16 protein-coding genes are annotated in these 15,547 nt (G+C 69.1%); 7 read left to right on the top strand and 9 right to left on the bottom strand.

Translation table 11 applies throughout. The annotated features are described in order from the left end of the window. A complete protein-coding gene (locus tag IPP98_08160) occupies positions 1 to 1,908 on the top strand; it encodes a serine/threonine protein kinase (GenBank protein ID MBL0179081.1) in 1,908 nt (635 codons plus the stop codon). Here IPP98_08160 and IPP98_08155 read toward each other — a convergent pair. Genes IPP98_08155 through IPP98_08115 form a run of 9 tightly spaced genes read right to left on the bottom strand, consistent with a single transcriptional unit; the run spans position 1,791 to position 9,136 of the window. Continuing rightward, positions 1,791 to 2,441, bottom strand: coding sequence for a phosphatase PAP2 family protein (locus IPP98_08155; protein MBL0179080.1), 651 nt, complete (start codon positions 2,439 to 2,441; stop codon positions 1,791 to 1,793). The genes IPP98_08160 and IPP98_08155 overlap by 118 nt on opposite strands. Positions 2,442 to 2,467: 26 nt before the next feature. Continuing rightward, on the bottom strand, positions 2,468 to 4,252 hold the full coding sequence (locus tag IPP98_08150; protein ID MBL0179079.1) for a chloride channel protein: 1,785 nt from the start codon (positions 4,250 to 4,252) through the stop codon (positions 2,468 to 2,470). Between the two features lie 3 nt (positions 4,253 to 4,255). Continuing rightward, positions 4,256 to 4,648 carry a hypothetical protein gene (locus IPP98_08145; GenBank protein MBL0179078.1) on the bottom strand — a complete coding sequence of 131 codons (393 nt, stop codon included), beginning with the start codon at positions 4,646 to 4,648 and terminating at the stop codon, positions 4,256 to 4,258. After that, positions 4,649 to 5,113: a MarR family transcriptional regulator gene (locus tag IPP98_08140; GenBank protein MBL0179077.1), complete on the bottom strand. Its 465-nt coding sequence runs from the start codon at positions 5,111 to 5,113 to the stop codon at positions 4,649 to 4,651. A 52-nt stretch (positions 5,114 to 5,165) separates the two neighbouring features. After that, positions 5,166 to 6,227 carry a low specificity L-threonine aldolase gene (locus IPP98_08135; protein ID MBL0179076.1) on the bottom strand — a complete coding sequence of 354 codons (1,062 nt, stop codon included), beginning with the start codon at positions 6,225 to 6,227 and terminating at the stop codon, positions 5,166 to 5,168. Continuing rightward, the gene (locus IPP98_08130) at positions 6,224 to 6,610 is read right to left on the bottom strand and encodes a VOC family protein (protein MBL0179075.1); all 387 of its coding nucleotides are present in this window, start codon (positions 6,608 to 6,610) and stop codon (positions 6,224 to 6,226) included. Before IPP98_08130 ends, IPP98_08135 begins: the two co-directional genes overlap by 4 nt. Then, complete coding sequence (queG, locus tag IPP98_08125) at positions 6,607 to 7,554, bottom strand: tRNA epoxyqueuosine(34) reductase QueG (GenBank protein ID MBL0179074.1); 948 nt, start codon at positions 7,552 to 7,554, stop codon at positions 6,607 to 6,609. The genes IPP98_08130 and queG overlap by 4 nt, the downstream gene beginning before the upstream one ends. Then, positions 7,551 to 8,846, bottom strand: coding sequence for an NAD(P)/FAD-dependent oxidoreductase (locus tag IPP98_08120; protein MBL0179073.1), 1,296 nt, complete (start codon positions 8,844 to 8,846; stop codon positions 7,551 to 7,553). The genes queG and IPP98_08120 overlap by 4 nt, the downstream gene beginning before the upstream one ends. Next, positions 8,846 to 9,136 (bottom strand): hypothetical protein, encoded by a 291-nt coding sequence (locus IPP98_08115; GenBank protein ID MBL0179072.1) that lies wholly within the window; start codon positions 9,134 to 9,136, stop codon positions 8,846 to 8,848. The genes IPP98_08120 and IPP98_08115 overlap by 1 nt, the downstream gene beginning before the upstream one ends. Positions 9,137 to 9,203: 67 nt before the next feature. Between IPP98_08115 and IPP98_08110 the strand changes: the two genes are divergently transcribed. The 6 genes from IPP98_08110 to IPP98_08085 form a co-directional block, all read left to right on the top strand. Beyond that, positions 9,204 to 10,340, top strand: coding sequence for an aminotransferase class V-fold PLP-dependent enzyme (locus IPP98_08110; protein MBL0179071.1), 1,137 nt, complete (start codon positions 9,204 to 9,206; stop codon positions 10,338 to 10,340). After that, positions 10,333 to 11,100: a TIGR00730 family Rossman fold protein gene (locus tag IPP98_08105; GenBank protein ID MBL0179070.1), complete on the top strand. Its 768-nt coding sequence runs from the start codon at positions 10,333 to 10,335 to the stop codon at positions 11,098 to 11,100. The genes IPP98_08110 and IPP98_08105 overlap by 8 nt, the downstream gene beginning before the upstream one ends. 65 nt (positions 11,101 to 11,165) lie before the next feature. Further along, positions 11,166 to 12,605 (top strand): MFS transporter, encoded by a 1,440-nt coding sequence (locus IPP98_08100; GenBank protein ID MBL0179069.1) that lies wholly within the window; start codon positions 11,166 to 11,168, stop codon positions 12,603 to 12,605. 19 nt (positions 12,606 to 12,624) lie between these two features. Beyond that, positions 12,625 to 14,292 carry an NAD-dependent malic enzyme gene (locus tag IPP98_08095; protein MBL0179068.1) on the top strand — a complete coding sequence of 556 codons (1,668 nt, stop codon included), beginning with the start codon at positions 12,625 to 12,627 and terminating at the stop codon, positions 14,290 to 14,292. Between the two features lie 115 nt (positions 14,293 to 14,407). Continuing rightward, positions 14,408 to 15,214 carry a sulfite exporter TauE/SafE family protein gene (locus IPP98_08090; GenBank protein ID MBL0179067.1) on the top strand — a complete coding sequence of 269 codons (807 nt, stop codon included), beginning with the start codon at positions 14,408 to 14,410 and terminating at the stop codon, positions 15,212 to 15,214. Further along, on the top strand, positions 15,211 to 15,547 hold a 337-nt coding region (locus IPP98_08085; protein MBL0179066.1), incomplete at its 3' end, for a mandelate racemase. The genes IPP98_08090 and IPP98_08085, both read left to right, overlap by 4 nt.

Raw genomic sequence — 15,547 nt, 5'->3', positions numbered from 1 at the left:
ATGCTTCCCCCTGACGCCCTCTTCTTCGCCCTGCAGGCGGCCGTGGCGGGCCGCTATTCCCTCGAACGCGAACTCGGCCGCGGCGGCATGGGTGTGGTCTATCTGGCGCGCGACGTCCAGCTCGACCGCCCCGTCGCCCTGAAGCTGCTGCCACCGGAACAGGCCGCGCTCCCCGAGCGACGCGCGCGTTTCCTGCGCGAGGCCCGGTTGGCCGCCCGCTTGGCGCACCCGAACATCGTCCCGATCCACGCCGTCGAAGAGGTGGGCGAGTTCGTCTTCTTCGCGATGCGCTACGTGGCGGGCGAGACCCTCGGCGAGCGGCTCCGGCGCGAGGGGCGGCTCGCCCCGCCGGTCGCCGGCCCGATCCTGCGCGATGTCGCCTACGCGCTGGCCTACGCCCATGCCCAGGACGTGGTGCACCGCGACATCAAGCCCGACAACATCCTCCTCGACGCCGATGGCACCCGCGCGATGGTGACCGACTTCGGCATCGCCGTCCTGCGCGACGATGACCACGAGCCGGGCCGCATCGTCGGCACCCCGGAGTATGTCGCGCCGGAGCAGGCCGCCGGCGAGGCGGTCGATGGTCGGAGCGACCTCTACGCCCTCGGCGCAATGGGCTTCCACGCCCTCTCGGGACGTCCGCCATTCACTGGCACGGTCGCCGAGCTGATCGCGCAGCAGCTGACATCACCGGCGCCGCCACTGCTCTCGGTGGTGCCCGAACTCCGCCCCGCGCTCGCGGCTGCCATCGACCGTGCCCTCGCCAAGCGCCCCGACGATCGCTTTCCCACCGCCGAGGCAATGGCCGAAGCGCTCGAGCCGCCCCGCGCACTCACGCAGGACCTGCCGGTGCCAGTGCGCGTCTGGGTCGAGCGCGGCCGCGAACTCAAGGCGATCTACCTCATCTGGTCGATCTTCTTCTACGGGGCCGGGACGCTCGCCTACGTGATCACCTCGGAACTGCCCGCCGCTTCGGCCGTCGCCCGGGTGCTGATGATCCTCTGCGGGATGGCGACGCTCTTCCCATGGGTGGGCCATGGCGTCTGGCGCATCCACGAAACGCGGCGCGCGCTGGAGGCCGGCGTCACACTCGATGAGCTGCGCCACGGCCTCGACGTGGCCCTGGCACGACGCGAGGAAGAGTTGCGATACGAGGTGGCGCGCCCGATCCACTGGATTCCGAAGCTGGTGCGCGCCGGCACCTACGCCGCCTTCACCGGAGCGATGGCCGCACTGGTCTACGGCGTCTTCTTCACGACCACGAGCAACGAAGCGGGTGGCGCCTTCGGGATGTTCAACGTCGCGACCATGGGCGTGCTCGCCGGTTCCTTCTTCGGGCTGATCTTCCCGGGGCGCCGCGTGCGGCCCACCGATCCGTTCGCGCGGCTACGGCGCTGGATGTGGAACGGCCCGTTCGGCAACGTGATGACCAAGCTCTCCGGGATCGGGCTGCGCCGCGCGCCGCGCGCGGGCTGGGCCGAGTGGCGTCCCACCGAGGTGGCCCTCGGCAGTGCCACCGAAACCCTCTTCATGGCGCTCCCCGATGGCGTGCGCAGTGCATTCGCCGACCTGCCGCAGGTCGTGAACCGCCTCGAGCGCGAGGCCGAACACGCGCGCCAGCAGGTGGCGGCTGGGGCCGAGGGCGCGTGGGCGGCCCGGCTGCAGGAATCCGTCGCGGCGATCGACACGCTGCGCATCGGGCTGCTGCGGATGTCGGCGGGACGGGTCGACGCGGGATCGTTCACCACCGACCTGGAGGCGGCGCGCGAGCTGGCCGAGCGGATGGGCTACCTGATCGAGGCGAGCGACGACGTCGCGTCGCTGCTCGATGCCTCCGGCACCTCACTCCAGAGCAGCAACCACGCGTTGCCGAGGAAGAGCGCACCGACCACGTCGCTGGGGTAATGGACGCCCAGATAGACGCGGGAGAGGGCAATCATCGGAGGGATGGTGAACGCGGCGGCAAGGAGCGCGCGGCGTGCGCCAGCGTGCCGCACCGACTTCGCCAGCAGGAGCAGGCCGAAGCCGTAAATGACCGGCGCCAGCATCGCGTGGCCGCTCGGGTAGGAGTACCAGCCGGCATCCGCGAGCCGCTCGATGATGCGCGGCCGCTCGCGATGAAAGAGCGGCTTGGCGATGGCGTACACCACTTCGGCCGAGAGCGCGGCGAAGACGTAGCGCTTGGCGCAGCGCGGTCGCCCAAGCCGCCAGAGCGCCCACGCCGCCATGAGTGCCAGCGGCACCTCGATCAGCCCATTGCCGATGAAGGTGAAGAAGAGCATCAGCTCGGTGCGGCCGGGAGTCCGGTGCGCCTCGAACCACCGGAGCAGTGACTCGTCGAACGGGAGCGTCCGCTCCAGCACCACGAGCACCGACAACACGACAAACACCGCGAAGAGGGTGAGTGTGGTGGGAGTCAGGGAGCGGCGAGAGAGCATCGTCGGAAAGTAGCCGACTCCCGGGGCTAGCGCCGCCGGAACACCACCTGGCGCCACCGATCCAGGCGCACCAGTTGCCGACGCTGTTCTGCCGCCTGCAGGCGCGGGGCATGCGCTCGCAACAAGTCGCTGCGCGACAGGATCCCCACCAACTCCCTCGGCGCGGTTCGGGTGACCACCGGCAGTCGGCCGACCCCCTCGCGCACCATCACATCGGCTGCATCGCGGAGCGACTGGTCGGGATACGCCACCAGGGGCGGCCGCCGGATCAACTGGCCGACGGTTTCCGGTGCGTCGGGACGATGGAGGTCGCGCATCGTCACGACCCCGACCAGGTGGCCCTCGCCATCGAGCACCGGAAAGCCCTGGTGCCCGGCACCTGCGCCGTGCACCGGGATCGCCCGCGCCAGCACGACCGGTGTGTCGGCATCGAGCGTCGCGACGATCCGGGTCATCGCCCCGTCGACCGGGATCCGCGCCAGGAAATCGACGGCGTAGTCATCCTGAATCAGCACGCCTCGGCGGGCCAGCTTCTCGGTCATGATCGAGTGCTTCATCAGCGCGCGCGACATCAGGTACGCCGTGGTGCATCCCGCAAGCAGCGGCAACAGCCCCAGCGGCTGCCGTGTCGCTTCGAACGCAAACACCACCGACGCGAGCAGTGCCCGCGAGGCACCCGCGAACATCGCCGCCATCCCCACGAGGGCTGCCACCGGCGGCGCAACGCCGAGCTCGGGAAAATGTGCGGCCGCCAGCATGCCGACGATGGCACCCACGCCGCTCCCGAAGGTGAAGAGCGGTGCCAGGGTTCCCCCCGAGGTGCCGCTCCCGAGATAGGCCACCCAGGCGAGGAACTTGAGCAGCAACAACGCCGCCGTCGCGGTGATGGTGAGCCGCGCCGCCAGCGAGTTGATGATGTTCTCGGGGCCGACCCCCAGTATCCGCGGATCGAGATACCCGGCCACGCCGACCACCACGGCGCCGAGCAGCGGCCACCACATCCAGTGAATCGGAAGGCGCTCGAAGAGATCCTCGACCGCATACAGCGACCGCGTGATCCCGACCGATACCGCCCCGATGAGCAGGCCGAGGATGGCATAGCAGGCGAGCGCGACGCCGCTCGGCTCCATCACCGTCGGCATCGGATAGAGTGGGTCATTCCCAAGCAGGATCAGCCGGACCGCGGTCGCGGCGCAGGCGGCCAGCGCCACGGGAATGATCGACCGGGCCCGGAACTCGAACAGCAACAGCTCGATCGCCAGGAGGACCGCGGCCACCGGGGTCCCGAAGGTGGCCGCCATCCCGGCGGCCGCTCCGGCGGCGAGCAGGATTTTCCGTTCGTCCGCTGTCACGCGGAGCACTTGCCCGAGCAACGAACCGAGCGCACCGCCGGTGGCGATGATCGGTCCTTCCGAGCCGAACGGGCCTCCGGTACCGATCGCGATGGCGGCCGAGAGCGGCTTGAGGATGGTGAGCTTTGCCGGTATGCGGGAATCGGCGTGGAGGATCCGGTCCATCACCTCGGGAATCCCGTGACCGCGAATCGCCTCGGATCCCCAACGCGCCATGACGCTGACCAGGGCCGCACCGATGATCGGAATGAGGATCACGACCGCGCCGAGGTGATGCTGACTCGGGTCGGCGGGGGCGAGGGACGCACGGCCTTCAAAGGCGAGGTGGGTGATCAGCCGGATCAACGAGATCAGGAGGGCGGCGACCAAACCACCCGTCACCCCGACCACGACCGCGAGGGCGGCGATGCGGGCGGTCCGGCCATCCTCGCGCCGTTCAGTCGAGCCGAGCGCTGTCACGGACTACTCGGCGTTGATGCGCAACGTCAACTGCCGCCGGCAGCTGTCGCAGGCGTGCTCGATCGGTGCGGTTGCCGTGCGGTACCCCAACCCGCCGCCGACACGGTTCTCCGCACCGCACTTCGGGCAGGGGAGTCGCAAGGGGGCCAGTCGGACCGAGGTCAGCAGCTGACGCCCTGCGAAGAACACCGCGAGTACCAACGCCAGCGGGATCCCGACGAGGTGGATGATCGGTATCGGGATCAGCAGCGCCGCGACCGCAATTCCGACCAGGAGCGTGGCCGCCGCGCGGAGGACGCGCTGCCCCGCCGTGAAGTGCCGCAGCGTGCCGGCCGCGGTGGACGATGGTCCGTCCGGCGCATCGAGGGTGACCGTCACCGGCTGCGGCGTGGGCACTCAGCGATCCTCGAAGAGGACTGGCGCGGACTCCGGCGCGAGGCCGAGGCGCTGGACCAGCGGGGCAAGACCACGGGAGAGCGCGCGCACCTCGGTGGCCGACATGCCCTCGAGCGCGCCGAGCAGCTGCTCGAGCGGTGCCGGCGGGGCGCGGCGCACCAACCGACGCCCGGCCGGCGTGAGCGAGAGCACCGCGCGGCGGCCATCGTCGGCGGCGCGCGCCCGCATCACCAGCCCGGCCGCCACCAGCCGCTTGAGCAGCGCCGAAACGGTGTTCTGGCGGGCGTGCAGCCGCTCGGCGAGCTCATTCACCGATGGATTGCCGCCCGCGGCAAGGCGCCGGAGCACGAAGAGTTGGGCGTTGGTGATCCCCGTGGTGGCCTCGACCTCGCGCGCGGAGCGGTCGAGGACGGTCACCAGGGCCCGAACCAGCCGGAGCGCATCGGCGCGCGAAGTCGTTTGCATCAACGTTGATATAAACAGCCGTCACGCACCCCGCAAGGGGCACCACCATCGATCATCGATGATCGATGGTCGATGATCGATGGTCGAGCATCGCCGCTGCGATCGCAGTCACGAATTCATCCACGTTCTCCGGCTGCGTCGCCCAGCTCGCCATCAGGCGCACTTCGCCGCTGGTCTCGTTCCAGACATAGAAGTGGAAGCGCTCCTGCAGCGCCGTCGTCACGGCGGTCGGCAGCACCGCGAAGACCGCGTTCGCCTCGACCGGCTGGGTGATGGTGACGCCCGCGATTCCGCGAAGCCCCGCCTCGAGCCGTCCCGCCATCGCGTTGGCGTGCCGCGCGTTCTCCAGCCACACCTCGCCCTCGGCCAAGGCCAGGAACTGTGCCGACTGGAAGCGCATCTTCGACGCCAGTTGCGCGGACTGCTTGCGCAGAAAGGGCAATTCGGCCGCCAGCGCCGGATCGAAGACCAGCACCGCCTCGGCGTTGATGCCACCGTTCTTCGTCGCGCCAAAGGAGAGGACATCGACGCCCGCGTCCCGCGTGAAGGCGCGCATCGGCACGCCAAGGGTGGCGGCGGCGTTGGCGATCCGCGCGCCGTCCATGTGCACCCGCAGCCCCAGCTCGTGCGCCACGCCACACAGCTCCGTGAGGTGCGCCACCGAGTACGCGGTGCCGTACTCGGTGGTCTGCGTCAGCGAGAGCACGTGCGGCTGCACGGCGTGCTCGTTGCCGATGCCGCGCACTGCGGCCCGCAACTGCGCCGGCGTGATCCGCGCATCGGCCGAGGGCAAGTCGACCAGCTTGCAGCCCGTGTGCAGTTCCGGCGCGCCGCACTCATCCACCTGGATATGCGAATGCTGGGTGCAGAGCACCGCGTGGTACGGCCGGGTCAGCGCGCGCAGCGAGACGACGTTCGCGCCGGTGCCATTCCAGACCGGAAAGACCGCGGTGTCACCGCCGAACTGGTCGCGGAACCATGCCACCGCCTTCGCCGTCCATGCATCGGCGCCGTAGGCGTGGGCCGGGCCGTGGTTGGCCGCGGCCATCGCCTCGAGGACGGCAGGATGCGCCGGGGCGGTGTTGTCGGAGGCAAACTCGCGCGCCACGCTCATGCGGGTGGCCCCTCGGCCACGACCTGCGAGACGTTGTCTTCCCACAGCGCCATCACGTTGCCATCGGGGTCCTTCACCATCGCCATCATCCCGAAGCCCTGCTGCGCCGGCTCCGCAAGGAAGGTCACCCCCTCCGCGAGCAGCTTCGACGACAGCGCGAGGAGATCATCGACCTCGAAGGTGATCCCGGTGTGACGCCCCACCATCGCCTTGGCATCGGGATGCTGTGCCGGATGCACGCCGACGTGCGGCGCGTGCTCGAGCAACTCGAAGCCGAAGGAGCCCTGCTTCCCGACCGGGAGCCCCAATTGGTGGTTGTAGAACTTCAGCGCCTTGTCGATGTCGTGGACGAAGATCGCGATGGAGTGGAGCGTGACGGTCATGACTCGGCATCCTGGCGGCCCGCCGTGGCGTGCCGCACGTTGCGGCGCATCCGGACCAGACCGGGACGCGCCAGGGGTGAATCGGCGTAGCGCCGGGTGAATTCCGCGTCGTCGAGGGTGTCGAACGCAGCGGGATCACGACGGTCGGGGTGCGGGCGGCGGCGGAAGTCGGCAATCGTCGTCGGCTCCGCAAACTTCTCGTTCCAGGGGCAGACGCTGTTGCAGATGTCGCAGCCGAAGGCCCACTCCGCCCACCGTCCATCGAGCTCGGGGGGCGGATCGGGCTTGTACTCGATGCTCAGGTACGAGAGGCAGCGTGTGGCGTCGAGGACGCGCGGGGCCACGATCGCCTCGGTGGGACAGGCATCGAGGCAGCGGGTGCAGCTGCCACAGCGATCGGTGTCGACCGCAGCGTCCGCGGGAATGACCAGATCGGTGAAGACCGAGCCGATGAAGGTCCACGAGCCAAGGCGCGGGTTGATGAGCATGGCGTTCTTGCCGATCCAGCCGAGGCCGGCGCGTTCGGCCAGTTCACGCTCGGGGACCGGTCCGTCATCGACCCACGCACTGGTGAAGCTGGCCCCGCGACTGATCAGCCACTCCTTCAGCGCCAGCAAGCGGCCGAGCGTCACCAGGTGATAGTCGGTGCCGCGCGCGTAGGACGCCACCTTGAAGGCATCGCCCGGCTGCGGCTGTTCGTCGGAGGCCGCGGCGTAGTTGTCGAGCACCATCACCGCGCTGCGCGCCTCGGGGTGAACCAGCGCCGGCTGCTTCCGCTTCTTCGCCTGCCGATGGAGATAGCGCATGGTGCCGGCACGGCCGCTGGCAAGCCACGCATCGAGCGCATCGGCGCGGCGGCTCGGCTCCAGCGACGCCACGCCGCACGCGACGAAGCCGAGACGCGCCGCCTCGACCTGCACCTCGGCAAGCGTGGGAGGCGTCACCGACGCCCCGGTACTCGCGCGGCGTATTCCGCCGTTTCGCCGGTGATGAGGCGGGCACCAGGCGCATAGCGCACGTACGACCACATCCATTCCAGCAGCACCATCACCCGGTTGCGGAACGAGACGAGGAAGAAAATGTGCACGAAGGCCCACACCATCCACGCCGTCACGCCGGCGAAGGTGAGCTTGCCGAGATCGGCGACGGCGTGGCCGCGACCGATCACCGCCAGCTGTCCCTTGTCCCAATACGAGAACGGGACGCGTGCCTTGCCGGCGAGGTCATTCCTGATCGCGGACGCGGCGTACTGCCCCATCTGCATCGCCACCGGACAGACGCCGGGGAGCGGGCCACTCCGCCCGCTCTGGTGCAGGAACGCGGCGGCATCCCCCAGCACGAAGAGTTCCGGGTGGCCGGGTACCGTGCAGTCGGGCTCGACCAGGGCGCGACCCTGGCTGTCGAGCGGGGCGCCGAGCGTCTTGAGCAGCGGCGAGGCCTGATTGCCGGCAGCCCAGACCACGGTGGTCGTCGGAATCACCCAGCCGGCGGCCTCGACCGACGCCGCGGTGATGCCGGTGACCAGGGTGTTCTCGCGCACTTCGACGCCAAGTGCCCGGAGGTCGGCCTTGGCGCGCGCCGAGAGCGCGGGGGGATAAGAGGGCAGCAGGCGCGGCCCGCCCTCCACCAACATCACGGTGGCCTCACGCGGATCGATGTGCCGGAAGTCGCGCGAGAGTGCAAAGCGGCGAATCTCGGCGATCGCCCCCGCCATCTCGACGCCGGTCGGCCCACCACCGATCACGACGAAGGTCAGGTACTGGTGCCGCTTGGCGGGATCGGGCTCGCGCTCAGCGCGCTCGAACGCGATCAGGATCCGCCGGCGGATGTCGAGTGCGTCCTCGACGCTCTTGAGTCCCGGGGCAAAGCGCTCCCACTCGGTGTGGCCGAAGTAGGAGTGGCGCGCGCCCGTGGCCACCACGCAGTAGTCGTACGCCAGTTGCGTCCCGACGTCGAGGTGGACCAGGCGCGCGTCGGCGTCCACGCGCGTCACCTCGGCGAGCAACACCTCGACGTTCGCCTGGTTGCGGAGGATCGAGCGGATCGGGGCGGCAATGTCCTTGGGCGAGAGCGCCGCCGCCGCGACCTGATAGAGCATCGGCTGGAAGAGGTGGTGATTCCGCCGGTCGACCAGCGTCACCTGCACCTCGGCGCGCGCGAGCCCCCGGGCCAGGTACAGCCCGGCGAAGCCGCCGCCGATCACGACGACATGCGGACGCGCGGTGCGGTCAGGCATCAGCAGCCCATCGTCTCCCGCCGCCAGCGAGCGAAGCGAACGACGTCTTCCGCCGGGGGCACTGCCGACTCGTCTCCATAGGCGGTGTACATCCGCCAGCGGAGATAGGTCCCATCGGGGACGGGCAGGAAGGGAGCTTGCCGCCACCAATCGCGGCGCCGGAAGGCCCAGCCGGTGCGCAGCAGGTCGACGGCGGTACGCGGCGAGGCCAGCGCCCGGAGGGTCAGCGCCCCGAACAGCGCGGACCAGGAACCGCGATACCGGGGGTCGGGGGCGTGAGGCTCGGCCATGCCCGGAATATACCGGCGCGGCGGGTCGGAGATCGACCCGAGGGGCCTATATTGCAGGCCAATGACCATGGCCGCCCCCCTCCCGCACCCCCTGGTGAGCTGGCGCTCCGAATTCCCCATTCTCGAGCGGACCACCTACCTCAATTCCTGCTCGCTCGGGGCGCTCTCGCGCGCCTCGCGCCGGCGGATTGACGCGCATCTCGACCAGTGGGAACTCCGCGGTGCCGCCAACTGGTACGAGACCTGGTGGGGCGACCTCGCCGAGTTGCGCAGCCGCCTCGGCGCGCTGATCGGTGCCAGCGCCAGCGAAATCGCCCTGCACCCTTCGATGTCGAGCATTCTCGGCGTGGTCGCTTCGGCGCTCGACACCAGCACCAGGCGGCGCGTGGTGACCACCGCCCTCGACTTCCCGACAGTGCCCTATCAGTGGCTGCCGCGGGACGTCGACCTGGTGATCCTGGAGAGTCCCGATGGCATCTCGGTGCCACTGGAGGCGTTCGAGGCGGCGGTCAACGACCAGACCGCGATGGTGATCACTTCGCACGTCTACTTCACCACCGGCGCGATCCAGGATATCGCCGCCATCGGCGAGATCGCTTCCCGTCACGGTGCGCTGTCGTTCATCGATGGGTATCACGGCGTCGGGCAGCTGCCGGTCGACGTGCACGCGGCCGGTGTCGACTTCTACGCCTCGGGCGGACTCAAGTGGATGCTGGGCGGCACCGGGATCACGTTCCTCTACGCGCGCGCCGAGACGACCCACGAGCTCGCGCCTCTGGCCAGCGGCTGGTTTGCGCACCGTGATCAGTTCGCCTTCGACCCGCGCCACTTCACGCCGCACGACGATGCCCGCCGCTTCGAAGCGGGGACGCCGCCATTGCTGCCAGTGGTGACGCAGCTGGGCGGGCTCGACGTGCTCGAGGCGGCCGGCGCCGAGACGATCCGCACGGTGACCTCCGCGCTCACCGAGGACCTGATCGACGCGGCGCGCGCGATGGGACTCACGCCGAAGGTCGCGGCCACCCCCGCATGGCGCAGCGCGATCGTCATGCTGCCCAGCAATGACCCGCGGCGCGATGTGGCACGGCTGGCGGATGCGGGCTTCATCGTGGATGCGCGGCCGGGCCATGTCCGCGTCTCCCCGTACTTCTACAACGTCGCCGATGACCATCGCGCGATGCTGGAGGCGTTCCGGAATGTCTGAGAGCAAGGCGACGAGCCATCCCGAGCAGGCGCACGACCTCAAGACTCCGCGCAAGCCGACGCAGGACGAGAACCTCCTCAACATTCCGCTCGACGAGGAGACGCTCAAGATCCGCCGCTCGTCCGACTCGTGGCGGGTGCTGCGCATCCTCGGCGAGTTCGTCTGGGGCTTCGAGAACCTGCAGTCGGTCGCGGGCGGCGTCTCGATCTTCGGCTCGGCGCGCACCAAGCCCGACCATCCGATGTACCTCGCTGCCGAGGAGACCGCGCGACTCTTCGCCAAGGCCGGCGTCCCGGTGATCACCGGCGGCGGGCCCGGCATCATGGAGGCCGCCAACAAGGGCGCCTTCGAGGCGGAGGGCATCTCGATCGGCTGCAACATCGAGCTGCCGCACGAGCAGCGGGTCAATCCGTACCTGACGTCGTCGCTCGACTTCAAGTTCTTCTTCGTGCGCAAGACGATGTTCGTCAAGTATGCGATCGGCTTCGTCGTCTTCCCGGGCGGCTTCGGCACGCTCGACGAGCTGTTCGAGTCCCTCACGCTCATCCAGACGGGCAAGGTCACCGACTTCCCGGTGGTGCTCTTCGGCACGGAGTACTGGCGCGGGATGGTGGACTGGATCCACCAGCGGATGGTGGACGACGGCTACATCTCGACCCCGGAACTTCGCCTCTTCACGGTCACCGACGACCCGCAGGTGGTGGTCAAGACGATCATGGACGCACGCGACCGCCTGGGCATCACGGCGGTGGAGTTCTGAACACCGAGGAACGGGCCATCGCGACGCGCCGTTCCAACTCCTGGGCGGCGCTCGCCCTGTTGGCCGTGGTCAACCTGCTCAACTACCTCGATCGCAACGTGATCTTCGCGTTGTTCGAGCCGATCAAGCGCGACCTGATGCTGACCGACACCCAGCTTGGCTGGCTCGGCTCGGCCTACATCCTGGTCTTCTCGATTGCCGCGCTCCCCCTCGGCGTGCTCAGCGACCTGCGCAGCCGCAAGACGGTCATCGCCGGTGGCGTCGCGATCTGGAGCGCCTTCACCGCCCTCGGCGGATTGGTGCGCTCCTTCTGGCAGCTGTTCATCTGCCGAGCGGCGGTCGGAATCGGCGAGGCCGCATTCGGGCCGGCGTCGTCGTCGATGGTCGCCGACTATTTCCCCGGCAAGAAGCGGCCGGTCGCCATGGCGATCCTCTCGGCGGGCATCCCCGTCGGCGGGGTGCTCGGCCTGCTGCTCGGCGGCTGGCTCGAGAGCATCTACGGCTGGCGCGTCGCCTTCATGGCGGTGGGGCTGCCCGGCTTCCTCTGCGCGGTGCTGGTAACGCGGCTCGTCGACCCGACACGCACCGAAACGCCGATGACCTTCCGTTCCTTCATGGCGGAACTGGAGATCGGGGTGCGCGGCTTCATTCGGCAATTCCTCGCGCTGATCGTGCTGACCACCGCGGGGCTCATCGCGGCGTGGATCCTCACCATCCGGTACGGCGCCGACTCGAAGGCCGATGCCGCCGTGCTCGCCGGCGCCGTCGCCGTGGGCCTGGCCCTGACGATCTACCGCTGGGTCCGGCTCGTGCGCAGCGATCGCCGCGAGGAGACGCCCTTCACGCCCGAGCTCGAGAGCGCGGTCGACGACCTCGTCCATGCCGGCCGGCTGGTGCTGGCGACCCCGACGCTGGTCTACGTCTTCCTCGCGGGCGCGGCGATCTCCTTCGGGATGAACGGCATCGTAGGCTGGGGACCGACCTACATGACCCGGACCTTCACGCTGACTTCGGCGGAAGGGGCGGCCCTCCTCGGCAAGTGGGGCCTTCTCTCCGGCACGCTCGGGGCGTTGGCGGGCGGCTTCATCGCGGAGTACCTGTCGAAGTTCACCAACCGGGCACGAGTGATCACCGTCTCGCTCGGGCTGGTGATTGGCGGCCCCCTCGCGATCTGGCTGATGACGGTCCGTGACCTCGACACCTTTATTCCGATCTTTGTAGTCGCCTTTTTCTGCCTCTCCTGGTACAACGGACCGATGGCCGCCGTCATTTTCGATGTCGTGCCGGCCCGAATCGGCGCCACGGTGATCGGCGCCTATCTTCTGTTCATCCATCTGGCGGGTGACGCCATTGCGCTGCCGCTCATCGGAGCGCTTTCGGATCGTTTTGGCCTGGATCGCGCCGTGCTGTTGCTCCCGACGGTTGCGTTGATCGGTGGTGTGGTGATGCTGGGAGCCCTCCGCACAGTGACCCGCGACATGCAGCGGGTGGCGGTTGCGGATTGACCCCCGGCCTGGAGTCCTGATGTCCCCGCTTTCTGCACCTCGTGGTTACGACCTGCTCCGCAATCCGCACCTGAACCGCGGTAGCGCCTTTACGCTGGAGGAACGCGACGCCTACGGCCTCCACGGCCTGCTGCCGGCGCGCGTCTTCACGCTCGAGGAGCAGGTCCAGCGGACGCTGCTCAACCTGCGCCGCACCGCGACGCCGCTCGGCAAGTACATCACGCTGGCGCGGCTCATGGATCGCAACCAGACGGTGTACTACCGCGCGCTGATCGACCACATCAGCGAATTGATGCCGATCGTCTATACCCCCACCGTCGGAGAGGCCTGCGAACACTTCGGCGAGATCTTCGGCCGACCGCGCGGTCTCTACATTACCGCCCGGGATCGTGGCCGGGTCCGCGAAGTCCTGGCGAACTGGCCCGTCCGCGATGTCGACGTGCTGGTCGTGACCGATGGCGAACGGATCCTCGGCCTCGGCGATCTTGGCGCGCAGGGGATGGGCATCCCGCTCGGCAAACTGGCGCTGTACACGGCCTGTGCCGGGATCGATCCGACCCGTTGCCTCCCGGTGATGTTCGATGTCGGCACCGACAACGTCGCGCTGCGCGAATCGACCTTCTACCCGGGCATCGCCGAGCCGCGACTGCGCGGCGCGGCCTATGCCGAGCTCGCGGAAGAGTTCGTCGACGCGGTCCGCGAGGTCTTCCCGAGCGCGCTGCTCCAGTGGGAGGATTTCGCCACCGACAACGCCTTCCGCCTGCTTGCGGCCCACCGCAATCGCATCCGTTCCTTCAATGACGACATCCAGGGGACGGCGGCCGTCACGCTCGCGGGCCTCTACTCGGCGTGTCGTGCGCTCGGCGGGGCGCTTCGCGACCAGCAGGTGCTCTTCTACGGCGCCGGCGCGGCCGCCACCGGGATCGGTGAATTGATCGTGAAGGCGATGATGGAGGACGGGCTGCCCGAGGCCGAGGCGAGGCGGCGCTGCTGGTTCCTCGACTCGAAGGGGCTGGTGGAGTCGTCCCGCAGCGACCTCCAGCCGCACAAGCTGCCGTTCGCGCACGACCACCCCACGATTGCCACACTCGAGGCGGCGGTCCGCACCCTCAGGCCGACGGCACTGATCGGCGTGGCGGCGCAGTCACGCGCGTTCTCGGAGCCGGTGATCACGGCGATGGCCGAGGTGACGGCGCGGCCGATCATCTTTGCGCTGTCGAATCCGACGTCGAAGGCGGAGTGCACCTCGGAAGAGGCGTATCGGTGGACCGGGGGGCGTGCGCTCTTTGCGAGCGGCTCCCCGGCGGCGCCGGTTTCGCTTGACGGGCAGGACTTTGTCCCACGACAGGCCAACAATGTCTACATCTTCCCGGGTCTGGGGTTGGGTGTCGTGGCCACGCAGGCCACCGCGGTGAGCGACGGGATGTTCCTCGCGGCCGCCCGGGCACTCGCGGCCACGGTCAGTCCGCACGACCTCTCGCAGGGCGCGCTCTTTCCTGCGCTCGAGACGATTCGCACCACCTCCGTCGCCATCGCGTCGGCTGTCGTGCGCGTGGCCCTCGAGGAAGGGTTGGCGACGGTCGAAGTCCCCGACGACATCGAGTCGTGGGTGGCCGACCGGATGTACCAACCGATCTACCCGGCCATTCCGTCGGACCGGCGGAAGCCCGCGCTCGTCGGCAGCTGACGCCGTCCTCGCCTGACCGACCGCGTCTCCCGGCGCGGTCGCTGGACTTCGCCCCACCCCGGCGACATACTCCTCGCCGGCCGATCGTTCCAGCCAATCCCCCTCCGGAGTCGTGATGACCGCACCAGCCCCCACCACCGGCGCACGCTCGTGGCCCGCTCTCCTCGGCCTTGGCTTCGCCACCGACTTCCTGGACACGCTCGGCATCGGGTCGTTTGCGACCACGACCGCCGTGCTCCGCCTCTTCCGGATCGTCGATGACGAGAACATCCCGGGCACGATGAACGTCGGGCATGCCATTCCGACGCTCCTCGAGTGCGTGATCTTCATCATCCTGCTCGGCGGCCTGATCGACAAGCCGACCATCATCAGCATGGTGCTGGCCGGCGGCGTCGGGGCGTGGTTCGGCACGGGGATCGTGGTCCACTGGCCGCGTCGCACCATCCAGCGGGCGATGGCGATTGCGCTGCTCGTCACCGCGGGCTTCATGGCGATCCGCCTCACGATGAGCCTCTCGCTCAGCGAGGGGACCATCGGCCTGACCGGCGGGGCGCTGGCGATCGCCGTCCTCGGCTCGCTGATCATCGGCTCGCTGACCTCGCTCGGCATCGGCAACTACGCACCGACGATGGCGATGACCTACATGCTCGGGATGAACTCGAAGGCGGTCTTCCCGATCATGGCGGCATCGGCCTCGCTGATCCTGCCGGCGGCGGCGATCCGCTTCTACAGGTCGGGTCGGTACGACAAGCGCGTCGTCACGGGGTTGGCGGTGGGCGGCATTCCCGGGGTCCTGGTGGCGGCGTACGTGGTGAAGGAGTTGCCGCTCACGATGGTGAAGTGGGTCGTGGTGGTGGTGCTGCTCTACACGGCCGCCACGCTCTTCCGTTCCTCGCAGGCGCCAGTGGAGAAGACCGCGTGAAGATCACCGCGATTCGTGCGTACCAGATCGATCTCCCGCTGCATGAGGGGAGCTACAAGTGGTCGGGTGGCAACGCCGTCTCGGTGTTCGATTCGACCGTGGTCGCGGTCGAGACCGACGCGGGGCTGACGGGCTGGGGCGAGATCTGTCCGCTCGGGCCGGCCTACCTGCCGGCGTATGCGCGCGGCGCGCGGGCCGGCATCGCCGAACTGGCGCCGCAGCTGCTCGGGGCCGATCCGCTGGCGTTGGGTGAGCTGAACGAACGGATGGATTCGGCGATGCGCGGCCATCCCTACGTCAAGTCGGCGATCGACATGGCGTGCTGGGACCTGC

This window comes from Gemmatimonadota bacterium, from assembly GCA_016720805.1.
In the GTDB taxonomy this organism is placed as follows: Bacteria; Gemmatimonadota; Gemmatimonadetes; order Gemmatimonadales; family GWC2-71-9; genus Palsa-1233.
Note: the sequence above shows the minus strand (reverse complement) of the source record. Positions and strands in the feature narration are given on the sequence as shown.

Bases quoted from the DNA above. Each gene is read 5' to 3' on its own strand.
- IPP98_08140 (MBL0179077.1), bottom strand. From the start codon at position 5,113: ATGCAAACGACTTCGCGCGCCGATGCGCTCCGGCTGGTTCGGGCCCTG.
- IPP98_08160 (MBL0179081.1), top strand. From the start codon at position 1: ATGCTTCCCCCTGACGCCCTCTTCTTCGCCCTGCAGGCGGCCGTGGCG.
- IPP98_08155 (MBL0179080.1), bottom strand. From the start codon at position 2,441: ATGCTCTCTCGCCGCTCCCTGACTCCCACCACACTCACCCTCTTCGCG.
- IPP98_08130 (MBL0179075.1), bottom strand. From the start codon at position 6,610: ATGACCGTCACGCTCCACTCCATCGCGATCTTCGTCCACGACATCGAC.
- IPP98_08110 (MBL0179071.1), top strand. From the start codon at position 9,204: ATGGCCGCCCCCCTCCCGCACCCCCTGGTGAGCTGGCGCTCCGAATTC.
- IPP98_08095 (MBL0179068.1), top strand. From the start codon at position 12,625: ATGTCCCCGCTTTCTGCACCTCGTGGTTACGACCTGCTCCGCAATCCG.
- IPP98_08090 (MBL0179067.1), top strand. From the start codon at position 14,408: ATGACCGCACCAGCCCCCACCACCGGCGCACGCTCGTGGCCCGCTCTC.
- IPP98_08120 (MBL0179073.1), bottom strand. From the start codon at position 8,846: ATGCCTGACCGCACCGCGCGTCCGCATGTCGTCGTGATCGGCGGCGGC.
- IPP98_08135 (MBL0179076.1), bottom strand. From the start codon at position 6,227: ATGAGCGTGGCGCGCGAGTTTGCCTCCGACAACACCGCCCCGGCGCAT.
- IPP98_08115 (MBL0179072.1), bottom strand. From the start codon at position 9,136: ATGGCCGAGCCTCACGCCCCCGACCCCCGGTATCGCGGTTCCTGGTCC.
- IPP98_08105 (MBL0179070.1), top strand. From the start codon at position 10,333: ATGTCTGAGAGCAAGGCGACGAGCCATCCCGAGCAGGCGCACGACCTC.